Origin of the sequence: Amycolatopsis sp. NPDC098790 (assembly GCF_044759945.1) — a bacterium.
Lineage (GTDB): Bacteria > Actinomycetota > Actinomycetes > Mycobacteriales > Pseudonocardiaceae > Amycolatopsis.
The window spans coordinates 2280468-2298809 of sequence record NZ_JBIWAI010000002.1; the positions used below are offsets into that span (position 1 = coordinate 2280468).

The following is an 18342-nucleotide window of genomic DNA, read 5'->3' on the forward strand; positions in this document are numbered from 1 at the left end:
ACACGCTACCCGCTGTCGCCGTCACCGGGAGGAGCGGTACTCCTGGTCAGCACGGCCCAGACGACCTTGCCGCCGGACCACGTGCGGGAGCAGCCCCACACCTTCGCCACCTCGGCGACCATGCGCAGCCCGAGACCCGGTTCGAGGGCGTCGAGCCGCTCCAGCAGGACCGCCTGCCTCGGCTCGTCGTCGGTCACCGCGACGCTCAGCATGCCGTGCCGCAGCTCCAGGCGCACCCGCGGGGTGGACCCGGTGTGCCGGATGACGTTCTCGACGAACTCCGTCGCGACCAGCAGGGCGTCGTCGGTGTAAGCCGGCACGCTCCACTCGTCGCAGACGCGGCGGACGAAGTCACGGGCGAGCGCCGACGAGTTCACCGACCGCGCCAGCAGCTGCGCGGCCCGGCGGCGCGGGGGCGGTGAGAGGCGGCTCTCGGCGGTTTCGAGGTCTTCGTGCAGCGGGACGAAGCGGTCGACGGTCCGGTCGCTGAACATCGTCCGGTGCTCGGCGCGGCCGGTGACGACGCAGAAGGGGATGCCCGGCCAGTCGCCGATCCGCATGGCGACCAGCGAGAACAGCGTGACCAGCGCCGGGTCGCGGATGGCCAGCGCGTCGATGTCCGCGATGAGCCCGTCGGGCGACTCCACGGCGATCTTGAGCAACCCGTCGCGCAGTTCGGGGTAGGACTCGATGTCGAGGGTCCCCGTCACCAGCGCGGTCGTCGCCCCGGGCCGGTACCGCGGCTCCAGCTGCACCCGGCCGCTCGGCGCGCTCACGGCCCGGCCTCCTCCGGCGCGTCGGCCGACAACGACAGCAGGAACTTGCGCAGCGTCTCCGCGGCGGTCGCGCACTCCTTCGCCGTCGTGGCGTACCGGCTGGCGAGCAAGCTGTGGTTGCGGTGCTTCGAATCCCGGTGCAGGCGCTCGGCCAGCCCGGCCTTCTCGTCGAGCGAACGCAGTGCCGTCCACAGTGCCCGCTGGAACTCGGTCTCGTGGGCGGCCAGCAGCGCGTCGGCCGACCACGCGTGCCCGATCCGGCAGCGGTACTGCCCGGCCCGGTCGACCTCGAGCAGCGTGCCCTGGCAGTCCGGGCAGGTGTACCCGGACGGCGGCAGTTCGCTCGGCGACACGGCGCCGAGCCGCACGCCGTCGCGGGCGATGCGGTCTTCGAGCAGCAGCGCGGGCGAGGGCGGCGGCCCGCTCGCCGGGTCGAGCGGGATCCGGGTCAGCTTGTCCAGCGCGGCTCCGAGCTCCCCCGCCGGGAGGACGAACTCCGCGTCCACCGCGGCGAGCGCGCTCTCGGGCATGCCCGCGTACAACGCGTCCGCCGGGTCCTGGACGACGGCCACACCGCCGCGGTCGACGATCGCGCGCAGGCCCGCGGTCCCGTCGTCGAGGGTGCCCGAGAGGACGACGCCGATCGCGCGCGGCCCGGCCGTCACCGCCGCCGAACGGAAGGTGGCGTTGATCGCCGGCCGGTGCCCGTTCTCCGTCGGGCCGTTCGTCAGGATCACCGAACCGCCGTCGGTCAGCAGGTGCCGGTCCGGGGGCGCCACGTAGATCACGCCCGGCCGCAGTGGCGCGCCGTGGGTGGCGGGCAGGGCCGGGAGCGGCCCTGCCCGGTCGAGGATCATCGGCAGCGCGCTGCGCGCGCCCGGGGAGAGGTGCATGGTCACCAGCACCGTGGCGGGGAAGTCGGCGGGCAGCGAGCGGGCCAGCGCGCGCAGCGCTTCGACCCCGCCGGCCGACGCTCCGGCGACCACGACGTCCCGCCGGACTGCGGGCACGGTGACCACCTCCTCGCCGACCACGGTAGACCTCGCCACGGTGCTCGGATAGCCCACCCGGCGCTCGTCGAAACCCCGTTGTCAGCCTTCGTCGAACTCGAACCGCAGGGCGTCCACGCACGCCTGGTACTTCTGCGTCATCTCGTGTTCGGTGTGCGCGGCCACGAACAGCTGCGCCAGCTCGAAGCTGTAGCTGTCCTGTTCCGGCAGCTCCGAAAGCCGCTGGCCGGCCTCCGGCACGATCTCGATCTGCGTGCCGTCGATCCGGTCCTCGATCGCCGCGATCTCCTCCCGGCTCGGCACGCGTGTGACGACGCCGTCCTCGAACCGGCGCAGGTACCACTTGCCGGCGATCTGGTACTTGCCCTTGCTGGGCCGGCGGCTGGGGTCCTGTCCGAGGCCGAGGCGCACCATGATCTCGTGGTTGGCGACGCCGTCGACGAACTCGAACAGCTCGGCGTGCGACTGCGAGTGCCGCGGGTTGATCTCCAGCAGGGCGACCTGACCCGATTCGGGGTCGCAGAAGAACTCGATGCTGAAGGTGCCGTTGTCGTAGCCGATCTGCCGCATCACCCGCTCGGCCACCTCGCGCATCCGCCGCACGGGCTCCTCCCCCAGCTGGGACGGGTACTGGTGGCGCAGGAACGACGAGCTGTCCGGGTAGTTGACCGAGTCGAGAGCGCCGTAGACGACGACCTCGCCGTGGTACACGTAGCCCTCGACGGCCGCCTGGACGCCGTGCAGGGCCTCTTCGGCCAGGCACGCGGCCCCGCCGACCCGGGCGATCTCCGGCGGCAGCTGGACCTGGTCGAGGACGTACCCGAAGGGCTCGCCGACCCGGCCCACCCCGGCGCGGATCTCGGCGACCGCGTCGGCGAACTCGGCCTCGTTCCCGGCCTTGAAGGCGAGTTCGGAGGAGAACGACTTGACCGGTTTGAGCCACATCGGGAAGCCCACGCCGCGGGGCGGGGCCGGGTGCTCGTCGTCGAGGTCGACGATGCCGAAGTCCGGCAGCTCGTCGATCACCTCGCGCTGCTCCAGCCGGCTCCAGTACTTGTGTTCGCACTTGAGCACCGCCTCCAGCGACAGGCTGGGCAGGCCGTACCGGGCGCACAGGATCGGGACGAGCGTCGCCGCCGGGAAGTCCCAGTAGGTGACGATCGCGCCGACGTCGCCGTCGAAGGCGTCGAGCTGGTGCTGCGCCGTCTTCAGCAGCGCCTCGAAGTCGATGTCGCCGTGCTGCAGCTCTTCGGGGGTCAGCAGACCGTGGAACTCGTAAGCCCCGGCCCACGGCAGTCTCTGCAGAACGCGCTGGTTCTCCTCGTCCAGGCCGATCACGAAGATGTTGTTGCTCATGACCTCGGCCTACCCGGCGCCCCGGTGCCGAAACGGTCCACCCGGCCGAGTTTCGCGACGCCGGGAGCGGGCACCCCGCGCGCATGACCGCACTGCCCGAACCGCTTTCCCTCTGGGTCGAGACCGCGCCCGCGCCGGACCGGACGGGGGTGCCGGTGCCGGAGTCGGCGGACGTCGCGGTGCTGGGCGCGGGCATCGCCGGGCTCACCACCGCCCTGCTGCTCGCCCGGGCCGGCCGGTCGGTCGTGGTGCTCGAAGCGGAACGGGTCGCCGCCGGGGTGTCCGGCCACACGACCGCGAAGGTCAGCGCCCAGCACGGGGCCAAGTACGCGGACCTGACCTCCCGGCACGGCGAGAAGGCGGCGCAGACCTACGCGAAGACGCAGACCGCGGCCCTGGAGTGGATCGCCGCCACCGCGGCCGACCTCGGGATCGACTGCGGCTTCACGCGCGCGGACAGCTTCGTGTACACGACGCAGGAGAAGACGGTCGACTCGCTTCGGCGGGAAGCCGAAGCCGCCGCCGCGGCGGGCTTGGCCGCCTCCTTCACGACGGACGTCGCGCTCGACGTGCCGGCGCTGGGCGCGGTCCGGACCACCGGGCAGGCGCACTTCCACCCGCGCCGGTGGCTGCTGGGGCTGGCCGCCGAAGTCGAGCGCGCCGGCGGCACCGTCGTCGAGCACGCCCGCGCGACCGCGCTGAACGGGCAGACCGTCCGCACGTCACGCGGCGACGTCGTGGCGGGCGAGGTCGTCGTCGCGACCCACTACCCCGTCCTCGACCGCGGCCTGTACTTCGCGCGGCTCGAGCCGATCCGCGACCTCGTTGTGGCGGGGCCGGCGGCCGGGAACGCCCCACCGGAGGGCATGTTCCTCGACGCCGACACGCACCACTCGGTGCGCGGCCACACCGAGCACGGCACGCCGATGGTGATCGCCGGCGGCGAGCACTACCGGGTCGGGGCGCACGTCCACGTCGAGCGCCGGTACCGGCGGCTCGCGGACTGGGCGGACGCGCACGCGGGCCTGCACCGGGTGACCCACCGCTGGTCCGCGCACGACATGTCCACTGTGGACCTCCTGCCGTACGTCGGCCGGTACCTGCCGGGGACGAAGAACCTGTGGGTGGCCACCGGGTTCGGCCAGTGGGGCATGACCGGCGGCACCGCCGCGGGACACGTGCTGGCCGCGCGGATCCTCGGCGAGCCGCACCCGGCCGCGGAGCTGTTCGACCCCAACCGCTTCGACGCCCGCTCGGTGCTCGGGGTGGCCGAGGACAACCTGACGGTCGCGAAGTACCTGATCGGCGACCACGTGGCGGCGCTGTGGCGGTCGGAGAAGCTCGACGACCTCGCGCCCGGGGACGCCGAGGTGGTCCGCGTCGGCGGCGAGCTCGTCGCCGCGCACCGCGACGAAGCCGGGCAGCTGCACACCGTCGGCGCGCACTGCACGCACCTGGGCTGTCTCGTGTCCTTCAACGACGCCGAGAAGACCTGGGACTGCCCGTGCCACGGCTCGCGATTCGGTGTGGACGGCGAAGTCGTGCAGGGCCCCGCGGTCCGCCCCCTGCGCCGCGGCCCCGGATGAGCCGCCTGCGCGTCCTCACGATGAACGTGCTGGCGCCGGAGCACGCCTCCTGGCCGGAGCGCTGCCGGCTGCTCGCCGGGCGGCTGCGGGCCCTCGAGCCGGACGTCGTGGCGTTGCAGGAGATCGCCCCGGACGGCGTGCGCGAACTGCTGGGCGACGGCTGGCACGTCGTCGCGCACTCGGGCGTCGACGGCGGCGTCGGGGCGGCGCTGGCGAGCCGGTGGCCGGTCGGCGAGACCCACGAGCTCGACCAGCGGCCCGCCGGACGGCCGATCCGGCCGGCGTGGTGCGCCACGGTCGTCGCCCAGGTGCTGGCGCCGTCGCCGTGGGGTCCACTGTGGATGGTCCACCACAAGCCGAGCCGGCCCTACGGCTACGAAGCCGAGCGCGAAGTGCAAGCGTTGCGCACGGCTCGGTTCGTCGAGGAGCTGCTCCCCCGCCCCGAAGAGCACGTGGTGCTGCTCGGCGATCTGGACGCGCCGCCGGACTCGGCGAGCATCCGGTTCTTGACGGGGAAGCAGGCGCTGAACGGCACGAGCGTCTGCTACACCGACGCCTGGGCGGCGTTGTACCCGGCGGAGCCGGGCCACACCTTCACGCCGGAGAACGCGCTGGTCCGCGCCGGCGACATGCCCCTGGAGACCGGCCGCCGGATCGACTACGTGCTGGTCCGCGGCGGCCCGTGGGGACCGCCGCTGGCCGTCGCCGCGTGCCGGCGGGTGCTGGTGGACCCGATCGACGGCGTCCAGGCGAGCGACCACTACGGCGTCTTCGCCGAGCTGACCCTCCCGCCCCACCCGCCGGGCGCGTGGCCGGAGCTTTCCCGGGAAAGCTCCGGCTAGTCAGCCCGACGCGAGCTTCTTGCCGGCGTCGTAGAGCAGGTGCAGCGCGTCGGCGAGGCCCACCGCGGTCAACACCGTCGCCGCCAGCCGGGTCGGGCGGGGCGCGATGACCAGGCCCGCCGCCAGGCCGGTGCCGATCCACACGTTCAGGCAGAACGGGCACGTCAGCAACTCGCCCAGCGCGTGCTCGACGTGCCCCTTCCCGGGAACGGACTCGTTCAGCTCGTCGTCGCCGGCCGGCTCTTCGTACCGCGTGAACGGCGCGCGCAGCGGGCTCGTCACCGCGTCCTTGGCCAGGAGCCGGCTCGCCTTGAACGTCGCCGTGCCCAGCAGGACCGTGTCGCCGACGCCGAACCGGGTGGGCAGCCGCTTGCCGAGGACGCGGCCCAGCGCCGTCAGGCCACCGACGACGGTGCCGTAGGCGCCCATCAAGCCGACGTAGCCGGCCAGCGGGCGGTCGGCGTCGCCGGCGTAACCGCGCTGGACCTGCTTGGCCTTCGCCGAAATCTCCTTGACCACGCTCATGCGTCCGCCGATCCGGGCTTCATCATCTTGCCCTGCTGCTTGGCCTTGGCCTGGTCCGGCAGGACGCGGGACGCGGCCGACTGGAGCCTGTTCTTCGCCGCACCGGGCACGATCTTGTCCTCGCCCTTCATGAGGGCTTCGTAGCCGGCCTCGGCGATCTCGGCCGGCGAGTCCTTGTCCCCGGCGGCGAGCTTCGTGTCCTCCATGTCCGCGCGCTCGAAGAACTCGGTGTCGACCGGGCCGGGCAGCATCGCCGTCACGGTGACGCCCTTGTCCTTGACCTCGGCCCGCAGGCCTTCGGAGAACGACGTCAGGAACGCCTTCGAAGCGGCGTAGACGGCCTGGTAGGGCGCCGGGGACGTGCCGGCGATCGACGAGGTGAACAGCACCCGGCCGTGGCCGCGGCCGACCATGCCGGGCACGACGCGCTTGGCGAGGTGCACGGCCGAGCGCACGTTGAGGTCGACGACGGTCAGCTGGTCCTCCAGCCGGGTGTCGCCGGCGAACTCGCCGTTGATGCCGACGCCGGCGTTGACGGCCAGCGCCTCCACTGGCCGGTCGGCGAGCCGGCGGACGAGTTCTTCGACGCCCTCGGCGGCGGCGAGATCGGTTCGTACCTCGTCGACCCGCGCCCCGCAGGCGCGGACCTCGTCGGCGGCCGCGGCCAGCTCGGCGTCTTCGGCGGCGAGCACGAGGTCGAAGTCGTGCCGGGCGAACTGCTTCGCCAGCTCGAGCCCGATCCCGCTGGACGCGCCGGTGACGACGGCCAGTGGCTTGGTGGCGGTGGTCATGCGACCGCTCCCTTCCGGTTGACTCCCCCCGGCGTACCCGGCGCGCCGCCGGGCAATCATGGTTTCCCGGTACGCGGGGCGGGTATTTCGCGGCGATGGGACGCACCCGACTCCGCCGCAGTGACCTGCGCGGCCCCGGCATCCGGCGGATCCGCCGCGGCCGGGGCTTCTCCTACGCCACGCCCGATGGCTCGCCGGTCACCGACCCGGAGCTGCTCGACCGGATCAAGGGCCTGGTCATCCCGCCCGCCTGGCGGAACGTGTGGATCTGCCCGTACCAGAACGGGCACGTCCAGGCGGTCGGCACCGACGACGCCGGGCGGCGCCAGTACCTCTACCACGAGCAGTGGCGCCGGGACCGCGACGAGGAGAAGCACGACCGCGTGCTGGCGATGGCGCGCCGCCTGCCGTCGTGGCGAGCGTCGGTCGAGGAGGACCTGGCCGGGTCCGGCCTCACCCGGAAGAGGGTCCTCGCCGCGGCGCTGCGGATGCTCGACCGCGGGATCTTCCGCACCGGCGGCGAGGAGTACGCGGAGGAGAACGGCACCCACGGCGTCGCGACGCTCCTGCGCTCGCACGCGTCGGTCCGCGGCGACGAGTGCCGGTTCTGCTACGTCGCGAAGGGCGGTCTCGACCGGGAGGTGGCGATCCGGGACGCCGCGCTGGCTTCGGTGGTGAAGTCGCTGCTGCGCAGCAAAACGGGCAGTGACCGGCTGCTCGTCTACCGCGACGGCCGGACGTGGCACGAGGTGCACGCGGCCGACGTCAACGAGCGGTTCAAGGAGCTGGCCGGCGACGACTGCACGGCGAAGGACCTGCGGACGTGGAACGCGACGGTCCTGGCGGCGGCCGCGTTCGCGGCGGCGGAGGCCCCGGCGTCGAAGGCGGCGGCCAAGCGGGCGGAGTCCGGGGTGATGAAGGAGGTCTCGAAGGCGCTGGGCAACACCCCGGCGGTGTGCCGGTCGTCCTATGTGGACCCCCGGCTGGTGGAGGCGTACCGCGACGAGCGCACGATCTCGTCGGCGATGAAGAGGGCCGCGCGGCTCGAGGGCGACGACGCGCGGGCGGTGCTGGAGAAGGCGTGCGCGCGGCTGCTCAGCCGCGCGTGACTGTGTCGGGGACAGACTTCCCCGGCTTCCCCGGTCGAGTGACAGGAGACACGGTGAGTGAAGTGCGATCCACCCGTCCGTGTACTGGCCCGCGGACCCGCTCGTCCGGGAACCTGGGACCGATGAACCCCGACGCTTCTTCCGTGCGCTGGCGCGCGTCGATCGGCCTGACGGTCGGCGGCGACGGGCCGGTGTCGAGCATCGTCGAGTCCGACCACGGCAGTGAGGGATCGGCCCGGGAGTGGGTCGAGCGGAAACTGCCGCGCACGAGGTTCCCGGCGTGGATTCCGGCGGCTCGTCGGGCCGATGGGGTCGAGTTGTTCGGGCGGGTCGCTCGCGGACGGGTCGTTACCGGGCGGTTGGTGCCGGTGTGGGAGTCCGAAGGGACTGCTGTTTGGCACGCCGATCCGGTTGCGGGGGATCAGGTCCGGTGGCGGCGGTGCGCGGCGGAGGCTGCCGACAGCTGAGGGTGGCCGGAGGGGTTGGCCGGGGTCCGAGGGCGCCCGCCTGCCTTGCCTCGCCCTGCCGATTTCACAGGCGAGAGGGCTGCGAGAACAGGCACCGACGAGAACCCAGACCTCCCCGCACCCCGATCCGAAGCCAGAACACGGCCGGCAACGCCGGGTCAAGGCATCTTTCCCGCCTTGACGCGGTGTTGCCGGCCGTAGTCACAATGACAGCTTCGGGGTGCCGGAAGGGGACGCAACAGGACAGCTATCCCCGCCCCGCGCCCGCCAGATCACAAATGTCCACAATCACCCGTGTCTTGAATGAGTCATTCAGGACCTCCGAGGTCCTGAATGACTCATTCAAGACATCCGCCGAAACGTCCCTCAGCCCTCCCCCACGTCCTTGCGCAGCAAGCAGAACTCGTTGCCCTCCGGGTCCTGCAGCACCTCCCACGACTCGGTCCCGTCCTGGCCCACGTCCGCCCGGCGGGCCCCCAACGCCAGCAACCTCGCCAGCTCCGTCTCGTGGTCCGTCCCCGCCGGGCTCACGTCCAGGTGCAACGGCAGCTTCCCGCGCCGGGGATTCTCGGTCTGCGCCAGGACCAGCGTCGGCGGGCCGGAACCGAAGCGGCCGCCGGGCGGCCCGAGTTCCAGGCCGTCCGGCTCGTGGCCGATCACCTCGTAGCCGAGCACCGCGCACCAGAACTCGGCCAGCCGGTCCGGGTCGTGGCAGTCCAGCACCAGTTCCGTGATCCGGCAGGCCATCCGCTCAGCTCCGTTCGGTTTCCTTCGCCACGCTCGCGGCTTCGTCGTCGTCCATCGCCTTCGTGTCGCGCGGGGGCAGGAACGGCTCCTCCTGGTCGTCCGAACGGCCCGCCTCGATCGCGCGCCCGCGGGCCAGCTCGGCGTCCAGCTCCGCCCCCAGCAGCACCGCGACGTTCGAGATCCACAACCATACAAGGAACACGATCACCCCGGCCAGCGAACCGTAGGTCTTGTTGTACGACCCGAAGTTCGCCACGTACAACGCGAACCCGGCCGACGCCAGCACCCACAGCACCACCGCCAGCAACCCGCCCGGCGTCAGCCACTTGAACCCCGGCAGCCGCACGTTCGGCCCCACCCAGTACAGCAGCGCGAACGCCAGGCTGACGAGCAGCGCGATCACCGGCCACTTCGCGATTTCCCACACCAGCACGCCCGTCGACCCGAGGCCGATCGCGTCGCCGATCCGGCGGGCCACCGAGCCCGTCGCCACCACGCCCAGCGCGCACGCCGCCAGCAGCACCACGATCCCGACCGTCAGCGCGATCCGCAGCGGGATCGTCTTCCAGACCGGCCGTCCCTCCGGCATCCCGTAGATCGCGTTCGACGCGCGCATGAACGCCCCGATGTAGCCGGACGCCGACCACAGCGCGCCGAGCAGGCCGATGATCGCCAGCGGCCCGGCCAGGCTGCGCGAGCCCGCCAGCTCCTTGATCGCGCCGACGAGGATGTCCTTGCCCTGCCCCGGAACCAGCTGGTTGATGTTGTCGATCACGGTCTGGATCGCGTTCGGCCCCAGCAGGCCCAGGATCGCCGTGAGCACGATGATGCCCGGGAACAGCGACAGCACGCCGTAGTACGTGAGCGCCGCGGCCCAGTCGGTCAGGTTGTCGCGGTTGAACTGCTTGAAGGTGCGCTTGAGCACCCCGCCCCAGGTCCGCTTGTTCAGTTCGCCCGGACCTTCGGGCGCTTTCCGTCCATCGGCTGCCATCGCCACCTCCTGCGTCGGCGCGGGGCATACCCCGTCCGTGGCGGGGTACTCCTGGTTCGTCCCGAACAGCAGGAGGAAGCCGTGACCGAGGTCAGCCGCGTGATCGACGTACCACCCGAGGCCGTGTTCGACGTCCTCGCCGACGGCTGGCTCTACGCCGGCTGGGTGGTCGGCAGCTCGCACATCCGCGACGTCGAGCAGGACTGGCCCGCGGTGGGCTCGAAGATCCACCACAGCGTGGGCCCGTGGCCGGTGCACATCCAGGACGAGACGGTCGTGACGGCCGTCGAGCCGGGCCTGTCGCTGTCCCTCGAAGCCCGCGGCTGGCCGCTGGGCGCGGCGGCGGTCGGGCTCACGCTCGTACCGCACGGCGAAGGCGCGACGCTGGTCCGGATGACCGAGCACATCGTCCGCGGTCCCGGGAAGGTGCTGCCGGCGGCCGTCCAGTCGCTGCTGGTGAAGCCTCGGAACACGGAGTCACTGGCCCGGCTGGCCGACCTGGCGACCGGCAAGCACGCCCGGGCGAAGAGCGGCCACCCGCGCCCGTGATCAGCCGGGCTCGCCGAACCAGCGGGCCAGGTGGACGTCCAGCTCCTGCTGCCGGTCACCGGCCCAGGCGACGTACCCGTCCGGACGGAGCAGGAGCGCGGGGACGTCCAGCGCGGCGGCCGGATCGGCGATGACGTCCACCCGGTCCGCCCAGCCGCCGGCGCTCAGCCGTTCGGTGCGGTCGAGGACCAGGCCGCGCCCGCGGTGCAGCCGGTCGTAGAGCTTTCCCCGATTCAGCTCGACGTCGCGCAGGCGCCTTCCGACGAGGTCCGGGCCTTCACCGAAGTCGTAGCGGACGCCGGTCGCGATGATCTTCTCGATCAGGTACCGGTTCACCTCGGGGAGGTCCATCAGCTCGGTCAGCAGCGCGCGCACGGCTCCGGCGGATTGGAGTTCCACCTGAGCGCGGGTGTTGGCCAGGACGTCCGCGGCCACCGGGTGGCGTTCGGCGTGGTAGGTGTCGAGCAGGGTTTCCGGTGCCCGGCCGCGGATCCGGGCGGCGAGCTTCCAGCCGAGGTTGACCGCGTCCTGGACGCCGAGGTTCAGGCCCTGCCCGCCGGCGGGCGGGTGGATGTGCGCGGCGTCGCCGGCGAGCAGCACGCGTCCGACGCGGTACTGCTCGACCAGCCGGGTCGCGTCGCCGAAGCGGGACAGCCAGCGTGGGGAGTGCACGCCGAAGTCGGTGCCGGCGACGGCACGCAACGCCTGCCGAAAGTCTTCGACAGTCGGCTGTTCAGCGCCGGCTCCTGAATCGGGAACCACGACGCGGTAGACGGCTCCCATGGGCCGGAAGTCGAAGGCCTTGGTCGTCTCACGAACCTCGGCGACCCTGGCGGAGATTTCCTCCGGTGGCGCGCCGGCTTCCACCTCGCCCATCAGCGTGAAGGTGCGCGACGGTTCGCCGGGGAAGCCGACGCCGAGCAGCTTGCGCACGGTGCTGCGGGCGCCGTCGCAGCCGACGAGGTACCGCGACCGCAGCCGCTCGCCGTCGGCGAGTTCGACGGTCACCCCTTCGTCGTCCTGGTCCAGACCGGTCAGCGCACGGCCGCGCCGGATCTCCGCGCCCAGGTCGGCCGCGTGGTCGCCGAGCAACCGGTCGACGACGGGCTGCGGGATGCCCAGCTGGTAGGCGGATTCCAGCGCTTCGGGCGCGGGTTTCGGGATGGCGGCGAAGACCCCGCCGACCGGCCGCCGCCGACCGTGTTCGAGGAGGCGGTCCAGGAGGCCGCGCATCGCCATGAGTTCGAGGCTGCGGGTGTGCAGGCTGACGACCCGGACGAACGACGACGCGGGCTCGGGTTCCTTGTCCAGGACGAGCACCCGTACCTCGTGCAGCCGCAGCTCGGCAGCCAGCATGGCGCCGGTGGGCCCACACCCGGCGATGATCACATCGAACACGAACCACCCGTTTCCGCAGGTCCCGACACCGGCGGCCGAGTATGCGGCAGCGGGGATACCGCCGCAAGCGAAATAGGGCGAAGGCTCAGCGGTGGATGGGGCTCGCGGTCCGCGGCACCGCGCTCAGCCGTAGATCGCGCGGTGGGCCGCCCGGATCACCGCCGCGTACCCCCCACCCAGGACACCCGCCCGCGCCAGCGCCGCCTTGGCCGCGTTCGCGCCCGGCCCACCGTGCACCGCCCCACCCGGGTGCGCCGACGCCCCAGCCAGGAACAGCCGGTCGACCGGTGTGTCCGCGCGCCCCGTTCCCGGCACCGGCCGGAAGAACAGCTGCTGGTGGATCGCCGTCGTGCCCGCGTTGATCGCGCCGCCCACCAGGCCCGGGTTGTGGTCCGCCAGCTCGGCCGGCCCCTGCGCGTACCGGGCCTTGATCAGCCCGGTGAACCCCGGCGCGTTCGCCTCGACCGTCTCCTCGATGCGCTTGACCCGCCGCTCCAGCGCCGTGCGGTTCTCCATCGTGCCGCGCGGTACGTGGGTGTACGCCCACGCCGCCTCCGTGCCCGCCGGCGAGCGCGTCGGGTCCGTCGTCGTCATCTGGCCCAGCAGCAGGAACGGGCGGCGCGGGGTCCGGCCGCGGGCCAGTTCGCCGCCGAACGCCGACAGCCCGTCCAGGTCCGTCCCCAAGTGGATCGTGCCGGCGCCGCGCGCCTCCGGGGCCGTCCACGGGATCGGGCCGGACAGCGCCCAGTCCACCTTCACCGTGCCGCTGTCCCATTCGAACTTGCCGAGGTCTTCGAGCAGCCGCGACGGCAGCCACTCCTCCCCCACCAGCCTGCGGTACAGCACCGGTGCCGGCACATCGGCCAGCACGGCCTTGTTCGCCCGCACCGCGACCCCCGAGCCGTCCCGGACGCCGAGCGCGCGGCCGTCGCCGACGAGCACCTCGCGCACCGGCCGTCCACAGTGGACCTGGCCGCCGCGGGACTCCAGCCGGCGCACCAAGGCCGCGACCAGCTCCCCGGCCCCGCCTTCGGGCACCGGGAAACCCACGTCCTGGCCGATCATCGCGAGCAGCCAGCCGAAGACCGCGCTGCCCGCGTTGTCCACGGAAAGGTCGCTGTGCGCGGAGTTCCCCGCCACGAGCAGCTTCGCGCCCTCGCCGGTGAACAGCTCGTCGCCGAACCGGCGCGCCGGCAGCGTCAGCATCCGCGCCAGGCGCAGCGCGTCGCCGGTTCCGGTGCGCCGCAACAGCTTCAGTGCCGGACGGACCGGCGGGAACGGCGTGAACAACGCGTTCAGCAACGGCTCGCGGATCTCCCGCCACTGCTCGAACAGCCGCCGCCACGCGTCGCCGTCGCCCGGGGCGAACTCGTCGGCCGACGCCGCCGTGCGGTCGACGTCCCGGGACAGCACCGCGCACCGGTCGTCGGGCAAGATGTGCGCGAGGACGTCGGGGGCGTGCCGCCAGCGCAGGCCGTGCTCCTCCAGCTTCAGGCCGCGGATCACCGGCGAAACCGCCGAAAGCGGGTAGAACGCGCTGAACAGGTCGTTGCGGAAGCCCGGTTCGGTGACCTCGGCCGTGCGGACCGAGCCGCCCACGTGCTCGGTCGCCTCCAGCACGAGCACCGACCAGCCCGCGTCGGCCAGCAGGTTCGCCGCCACCAGTCCGTTGTGGCCGGCGCCGATCACCACGGCGTCGGCGGCTTCGGTGCTCACTGGCGGCCTCCCGTTCAGGCTTGCGACTGGTGGCTCGGCCCCACCCGCGTGAGCGAGCGCAGCCTGGACACGACCCCACCGCGGCGCGGCGGGGCCAGGGGCGGGCTCGCCGCCCCCTCGCCCGACCGGAGCCCGGCGACCAGTTCGGCCACCGCGGACGCGGCGTCGTACCGAGGTTGCCAGCCCAGCGCGGTCTCCGCCAGCGTCGGGTCCGCGAGCGCGGCGCGGTCGGCGAGTTCCAGCCAGCCCGGGTGCACCGGCAGCGCGCCGGCCGCCCAGGCCGCGCGGACGGCCACCAGCGCCAACGGCTTCGGGACCGGGATCCGCCGTCCGCCGAGGACCGCGGCCAGCGCGTCGGAGTCGAGGACCTCGGGCGCGGCGAGGTTGACCGCGCCGGCGAACCGGCGTTCGAGGATCAGCCCGATCGCTTCGGCGACGTCGGAGGTGTGCACCGCCTGGGCGCGCAGGCCGGTCCACAGCGGAACCGGCAGCCGCTTGCCGCCGACGATCCGGGCGGGCACCACCGGGTCGAGCAGCCAGCGCGCGAACTCCCCGGCGGCACGCCGGTGGACGATCGCGCACGGCCGGATCCGCGCCACCGCGACCTCGGGGTGGCGTTCCTCGAACCGGTCGAGCAGGGACTCCAGCGCGGCCTTGCCGCGGCTGTAGGCGCTGTGCGGGATCCCGGTGCACGCGTGGGTTTCCGGCACCTTCTCCCAGCGCGGCGCGGGGCCGTAGGCCGCGACCGACGACGCGACGACCAGGTGCGGCACGCCGGCCGCCGCGGCCGCGGCGAGGACGTGCCGGGTGCCGTGGTCGTTGGTGCGCCACATCGGCGGGTCGCCGCGCACGGGCGAGATGGACCAGGCGAGGTGGACGACGGCGTCGGCACCGTCGAACAGCCCGGTCAGCTCCTGCTCGGCGCCCCGGACCCCGACGTCGACGGCGCGCCAGCCCGCCCGGCGGTACGGCTCGGCCGTGGTGTCGGGCAGCCGGCGCGCCAGGCCGACGACGTCGCAGGCAGGGTCGAGGGCGTCCAGCAGCGCCGTCCCGACGTTGCCGGTGGCCCCGGTGATCACGATCCGCACAGGGAGTGCGTACCCCGTGACGCGAACATGAAACTCAGACCAGGTCGCGCGGGATCCGCCGGTGCCAGTTGCGGGAGACGATCCGGCGGGCGCCGTCGTAGCCGTCGAGCCGGGCGTCGATCACGAACTCGGTGTCCGTGCAGGACACCCGGGTGCGCGTCTCGCTGCGCGCCAGCCACTCGCCGCGGGAGAACGTCACGACCCACTCGGTTTCGGCGACCGGCGAGCAGAAGTCGTCGGCCTCCCAGGTGTAGCGCTCCCGGACGTCGCGGGCGACCTCGAGGTCGAGGTCGTCGAAGCGCACGGTGCCCTCGTTCTTCACGATGTCCAGCGCCGAGTGGTAGTCGACGAGGTCGCGCGACACGGTCCAGCGCTGTTCCCCCGGCACCACCGGCGTCACGGAGATCGGCGGCGCGCCTTCGGGTTCGCCGAACGGCCGCGCGGGCAGCTCGTCCGGTTCGGCGACCGGCCGCACCGGCAGCTCCAGCGCGCTGTGTCCGGTGTGGACACTCAGCAGCACCGGCTTCGGCGGCGGCCACGCCAGCGGCCAGTACGAAGTGGACAGTGACAGCCGGATCCGGTGCCCCGCCGGGAAAGCCTGCGCGACGGCGTTCAGCTCGATCTCGACGGCGCACCGCTGACCCGGCTCCATCGGCGCGGGTTCGTCGTGGCCGTCCCGGTGGGTCAGGTTGAGCAGGCCGTAGGTGACGCGGGTGGCGCGCCCGTCCGGGGCGACGTCGGACAGCCGGGCGGCGACCATCGCCACCGGTTCGTCGGCCGACACCTCCAGCCGCACCACCGGCGAGCCGAGGATCTCGCAGCGCTCGGTGAGCACGTCGGTGTCGAAGACCAGCGAGCCGCCGTCCTCTTCGCGCTGGTCGTAGGGCAGGTCCGGCGGGGCGCTGTAGGACGCCCACTTGCCGGAGAACTGCCCGACCGACAGCGGCGAGGACACCGTCAGCGCCTCGTCTTCGACGGTCTCCCCCGGCCGCGCGAGCCGGTGCCGGGTCAGCGGCAGCTCCTGCGGCTTCACGTGCGGCGACGGCCAGGTGGCCTCGCCGACCCACCGGCCGGGCCGGTCCTCGTAGGACGTCGAGGGCGGGACGCTCTCCTGCATCCACGTCCGCAGCATCGGCCCGTCCATGGCCTCGTTGTCGACTCCGCGCAGCCAGTGGTCCCACCACGTCACGACTTCCTGGAGGTACCCGATGGCCGGGCCCGGCTCGCCGAGGTGCGGGTACTTGTGCGACCACGGCCCGATCAGCCCGCGCCGCGGGACGTCGAGGTGGGCGAGCAACCGGATGACGGCGTTGGAGTAGCCGTCGGCCCAGCCGCTGGAGGCCAGCACGGGGACCTGGACGTCGCTGTAGTTCTCCGACACCGAAGCGTGCCGCCAGTAGTCGTCGCGGCGCTGGTGGCCGAGCCAGTTCTCGATCCACAGGCTGCAGTTCTCCAGCCGCTCCCGCCACATCTCGCGCCACCGCTCGCCGACGACCGCGGGGTCGGGCGGCAACGTGGCGTAGGAGAACATCGTGCCCGACTCGGCGACGTTGTCCGACAGCAGGCAGCCGCCCATGTAGTGCATGTCGTCGGCGAACCGGTCGTCGGTGAACGACGAGATCACGATCGCGCGCAGGCTCGGCGGCTTGCGCGCCGCGACCTGGAGAGCGGCGAACGCGCCCCAGGAGATCCCCATCATGCCCGTGTCGCCGGTGCACCACGGCTGCGCGGCGATCCACTCGAGAACGTCCTCGGCGTCGAGCTGCTCGCGTTCGAGGTACTCGTCGGCCAGAACGCCCTCGGACTCGCCGGTGCCCCGGATGTCGACGCGCACGCACGCGTAGCCGTGGCCGGCGAGGTAGGGGTGGTGGATCGAGTCGCGCGGGGCGGTCAGGTCGCGCTTGCGGTACGGGATGTACTCGAGGATCGCCGGCACCGGCTCGGTGTCCGACGAGACCGGCCGCCAGATGCGGGCGGACAGCACGGTCCCGTCGGACGCCGGGATCCGGACGTGGTCGGTGACGGTGATTTCGTACGGCAGCGAGGTGACGGCTCGCAAGGGTCGGTTCCCTCCCGGGGTTACGCGTTGGGCTGCAACAGGATCTTCTGCGCGCCGTCGAGCTTCTTCTGGAAGATCTCGTACGCGCGCGGCGCGTCGGCCAGCGGCAGCTTGTGGGTGGCGAAGCCCTCGACGCCGAGCGGGTCGCCGTCGCCGGTGAGCACCGGCATGATGTCGTCGAGCCAGTGCCGGACGTTGGCCTGGCCCATCCGCAGCTGCACCTGCTTGTCGAACAGCTCCATCATCGGCATCGGGTCGACCATGCCGCCGTAGACGCCGGACAGCGAAATGGTGCCGCCGCGGCGGACGGCGTCGATCGCGGCGTAGAGCACGCTCAGGCGGTCGATGCCGGCCTTCTCGGTGATCTTCTCGCCCAGCGGCTGCGGCAGCAGGCCGACGAGGGTGTGCGCGAGCTTGCCGACCGGGGCGCCGTGGGCTTCCATGCCGACGGCGTCGATGACGGAGTCCGCGCCGCGGCCGCTGGTGAGCTGCCGGATGGCGTCGCCGATGTCCTTGTGGTCGCGGGTGTCGAGGGCGGTGGCGCCGTGCTCGCGGGCCCGGGCGAGCCGCTCGGGCACGAGGTCGACGCCGATGACCTGCGCGGCCCCGCGGTGCCGCGCGATCCGGCAGCACATCTGCCCGATCGGCCCGAGCCCGAAGACGACGACGGTGCCGTCCTTCGGGACGGCGGCGTACTCGACGGCCTGCCACGCGGTGGGGACGACGTCGGAGAGGTAGACGAACCGCTCGTCCGGCGGGCCTTCGGGGACCTTGATCGGGCCGTACTGCGCCTGCGGGACGCGCAGGTACTCGGCCTGGCCGCCGGGGACCTGGCCGTAGAGCTTGGTGTAGCCGAGCAGCGAAGCGCCCTTGCCGTGTTCCTTGACCTGGGTGGTCTCGCACTGCGACTGCAGGCCGCGTTCGCACATCCAGCAGTGGCCGCAGGAGATGTTGAAGGGGATGACGACGCGGTCACCGGGCTTGAGGTTCGACACGGCGTCCCCGACCTCCTCGACGACGCCCATCGGCTCGTGGCCGAGGATGTCGCCTTCGGTCATGAACGCGCCGAGCACTTCGTAGAGGTGCAGGTCGGAGCCGCAGATCCCGGTCGAGGTGACGCGGATGACGGCGTCGGTGGACTCCTCGATCTTGGGGTCCGGTACTTCGTCGACGCGGACGTCGCGCTTGCCGTGCCAGGTCACTGCCTTCATGGCTCTCCCTTTCCGGGTACGGGTCTCGGGGCCCGGTTTCCCGCAGGAGGAGACGGCAAACGCGGCTCAGGTCAGCGGCTCGCGGCGGCCGGATGACGTGAATGACTCATTCATGTCGCCA

At 72.7% G+C, this 18342-nt stretch carries 17 protein-coding genes; 5 read left to right on the forward strand and 12 right to left on the reverse strand.

The window, feature by feature from the left end; all coding sequences use genetic code 11:
• Positions 1 to 5 precede the first annotated feature (5 nt).
• Genes ACIQWX_RS24225 through ACIQWX_RS24235 form a run of 3 tightly spaced genes read right to left on the reverse strand, consistent with a single transcriptional unit; the run spans position 6 to position 3142 of the window.
• Positions 6 to 776, reverse strand: a complete 771-nt coding sequence (locus ACIQWX_RS24225; RefSeq protein ID WP_400875071.1) for an ATP-binding protein — start codon at positions 774 to 776, stop codon at positions 6 to 8.
• A complete protein-coding gene (locus ACIQWX_RS24230; RefSeq protein WP_400875074.1) occupies positions 773 to 1825 on the reverse strand; it encodes a chemotaxis protein CheB in 1053 nt (350 codons plus the stop codon). The genes ACIQWX_RS24225 and ACIQWX_RS24230 overlap by 4 nt, the downstream gene beginning before the upstream one ends.
• Positions 1826 to 1867: 42 nt before the next feature.
• Positions 1868 to 3142, reverse strand: coding sequence for an acetyl-CoA carboxylase biotin carboxylase subunit family protein (locus ACIQWX_RS24235; protein ID WP_400875077.1), 1275 nt, complete (start codon positions 3140 to 3142; stop codon positions 1868 to 1870).
• Positions 3143 to 3225: 83 nt separating this feature from the next.
• Between ACIQWX_RS24235 and ACIQWX_RS24240 the strand changes: the two genes are divergently transcribed.
• Together ACIQWX_RS24240 and ACIQWX_RS24245 are read left to right on the forward strand one after the other, a co-directional pair.
• Positions 3226 to 4728, forward strand: coding sequence for an FAD-dependent oxidoreductase (locus tag ACIQWX_RS24240; RefSeq protein WP_400875079.1), 1503 nt, complete (start codon positions 3226 to 3228; stop codon positions 4726 to 4728).
• Positions 4725 to 5570 carry an endonuclease/exonuclease/phosphatase family protein gene (locus ACIQWX_RS24245; protein ID WP_400875081.1) on the forward strand — a complete coding sequence of 282 codons (846 nt, stop codon included), beginning with the start codon at positions 4725 to 4727 and terminating at the stop codon, positions 5568 to 5570. The genes ACIQWX_RS24240 and ACIQWX_RS24245 overlap by 4 nt, the downstream gene beginning before the upstream one ends.
• On the opposite strand, the gene ACIQWX_RS24250 is transcribed toward ACIQWX_RS24245, so the two are convergent.
• The gene (locus ACIQWX_RS24250) at positions 5571 to 6095 is read right to left on the reverse strand and encodes a DUF1360 domain-containing protein (protein ID WP_400875084.1); all 525 of its coding nucleotides are present in this window, start codon (positions 6093 to 6095) and stop codon (positions 5571 to 5573) included.
• The gene (locus ACIQWX_RS24255) at positions 6092 to 6886 is read right to left on the reverse strand and encodes an SDR family NAD(P)-dependent oxidoreductase (RefSeq protein WP_400875087.1); all 795 of its coding nucleotides are present in this window, start codon (positions 6884 to 6886) and stop codon (positions 6092 to 6094) included. Before ACIQWX_RS24255 ends, ACIQWX_RS24250 begins: the two co-directional genes overlap by 4 nt.
• A gap of 95 nt (positions 6887 to 6981) precedes the next feature.
• Between ACIQWX_RS24255 and ACIQWX_RS24260 the strand changes: the two genes are divergently transcribed.
• Positions 6982 to 7995 carry a DNA topoisomerase IB gene (locus tag ACIQWX_RS24260; RefSeq protein ID WP_400875090.1) on the forward strand — a complete coding sequence of 338 codons (1014 nt, stop codon included), beginning with the start codon at positions 6982 to 6984 and terminating at the stop codon, positions 7993 to 7995.
• A gap of 122 nt (positions 7996 to 8117) precedes the next feature.
• Positions 8118 to 8462 carry a hypothetical protein gene (locus ACIQWX_RS24265; protein ID WP_400875093.1) on the forward strand — a complete coding sequence of 115 codons (345 nt, stop codon included), beginning with the start codon at positions 8118 to 8120 and terminating at the stop codon, positions 8460 to 8462.
• A gap of 366 nt (positions 8463 to 8828) precedes the next feature.
• Here the strand turns inward: ACIQWX_RS24265 and ACIQWX_RS24270 are convergent, their stop codons facing one another.
• Positions 8829 to 9209, reverse strand: a complete 381-nt coding sequence (locus ACIQWX_RS24270) for a VOC family protein (protein WP_400875096.1) — start codon at positions 9207 to 9209, stop codon at positions 8829 to 8831.
• Positions 9210 to 9213: 4 nt separating this feature from the next.
• Positions 9214 to 10200 (reverse strand): YihY/virulence factor BrkB family protein, encoded by a 987-nt coding sequence (locus ACIQWX_RS24275; protein WP_400875099.1) that lies wholly within the window; start codon positions 10198 to 10200, stop codon positions 9214 to 9216.
• An 81-nt stretch (positions 10201 to 10281) separates the two neighbouring features.
• Here ACIQWX_RS24275 and ACIQWX_RS24280 point away from each other — a divergent pair, with 81 nt between their 5' ends.
• Positions 10282 to 10749, forward strand: a complete 468-nt coding sequence (locus ACIQWX_RS24280; protein WP_400875102.1) for an SRPBCC family protein — start codon at positions 10282 to 10284, stop codon at positions 10747 to 10749.
• Here ACIQWX_RS24280 and ACIQWX_RS24285 read toward each other — a convergent pair whose 3' ends face one another.
• The 5 genes from ACIQWX_RS24285 to ACIQWX_RS24305 form a co-directional block, all read right to left on the reverse strand.
• Complete coding sequence (locus ACIQWX_RS24285; RefSeq protein WP_400875105.1) at positions 10750 to 12147, reverse strand: FAD-dependent monooxygenase; 1398 nt, start codon at positions 12145 to 12147, stop codon at positions 10750 to 10752.
• A 123-nt stretch (positions 12148 to 12270) separates the two neighbouring features.
• Entirely contained in the window at positions 12271 to 13863 is a 1593-nt protein-coding gene (locus ACIQWX_RS24290; protein WP_400875108.1) for a phytoene desaturase family protein, read from the reverse strand.
• Between the two features lie 14 nt (positions 13864 to 13877).
• Positions 13878 to 14951 carry an NAD-dependent epimerase/dehydratase family protein gene (locus ACIQWX_RS24295; protein WP_400875111.1) on the reverse strand — a complete coding sequence of 358 codons (1074 nt, stop codon included), beginning with the start codon at positions 14949 to 14951 and terminating at the stop codon, positions 13878 to 13880.
• 34 nt (positions 14952 to 14985) lie between these two features.
• Positions 14986 to 17010 (reverse strand): CocE/NonD family hydrolase, encoded by a 2025-nt coding sequence (locus ACIQWX_RS24300; protein ID WP_400875113.1) that lies wholly within the window; start codon positions 17008 to 17010, stop codon positions 14986 to 14988.
• A 20-nt stretch (positions 17011 to 17030) separates the two neighbouring features.
• Complete coding sequence (locus ACIQWX_RS24305; RefSeq protein WP_400875116.1) at positions 17031 to 18221, reverse strand: zinc-dependent alcohol dehydrogenase; 1191 nt, start codon at positions 18219 to 18221, stop codon at positions 17031 to 17033.
• Positions 18222 to 18342: the final 121 nt, after the last annotated feature.

Excerpts from the sequence above, each read along its gene's own strand:
- ACIQWX_RS24305 (WP_400875116.1), bottom strand. The coding sequence starts at position 18,221 with ATGAAGGCAGTGACCTGGCACGGCAAGCGCGACGTCCGCGTCGACGAA.
- ACIQWX_RS24270 (WP_400875096.1), bottom strand. The coding sequence starts at position 9,209 with ATGGCCTGCCGGATCACGGAACTGGTGCTGGACTGCCACGACCCGGAC.
- ACIQWX_RS24255 (WP_400875087.1), bottom strand. The coding sequence starts at position 6,886 with ATGACCACCGCCACCAAGCCACTGGCCGTCGTCACCGGCGCGTCCAGC.
- ACIQWX_RS24265 (WP_400875093.1), top strand. The coding sequence starts at position 8,118 with ATGAACCCCGACGCTTCTTCCGTGCGCTGGCGCGCGTCGATCGGCCTG.
- ACIQWX_RS24260 (WP_400875090.1), top strand. The coding sequence starts at position 6,982 with ATGGGACGCACCCGACTCCGCCGCAGTGACCTGCGCGGCCCCGGCATC.
- ACIQWX_RS24275 (WP_400875099.1), bottom strand. The coding sequence starts at position 10,200 with ATGGCAGCCGATGGACGGAAAGCGCCCGAAGGTCCGGGCGAACTGAAC.
- ACIQWX_RS24250 (WP_400875084.1), bottom strand. The coding sequence starts at position 6,095 with ATGAGCGTGGTCAAGGAGATTTCGGCGAAGGCCAAGCAGGTCCAGCGC.
- ACIQWX_RS24235 (WP_400875077.1), bottom strand. The coding sequence starts at position 3,142 with ATGAGCAACAACATCTTCGTGATCGGCCTGGACGAGGAGAACCAGCGC.
- ACIQWX_RS24245 (WP_400875081.1), top strand. The coding sequence starts at position 4,725 with ATGAGCCGCCTGCGCGTCCTCACGATGAACGTGCTGGCGCCGGAGCAC.
- ACIQWX_RS24240 (WP_400875079.1), top strand. The coding sequence starts at position 3,226 with ATGACCGCACTGCCCGAACCGCTTTCCCTCTGGGTCGAGACCGCGCCC.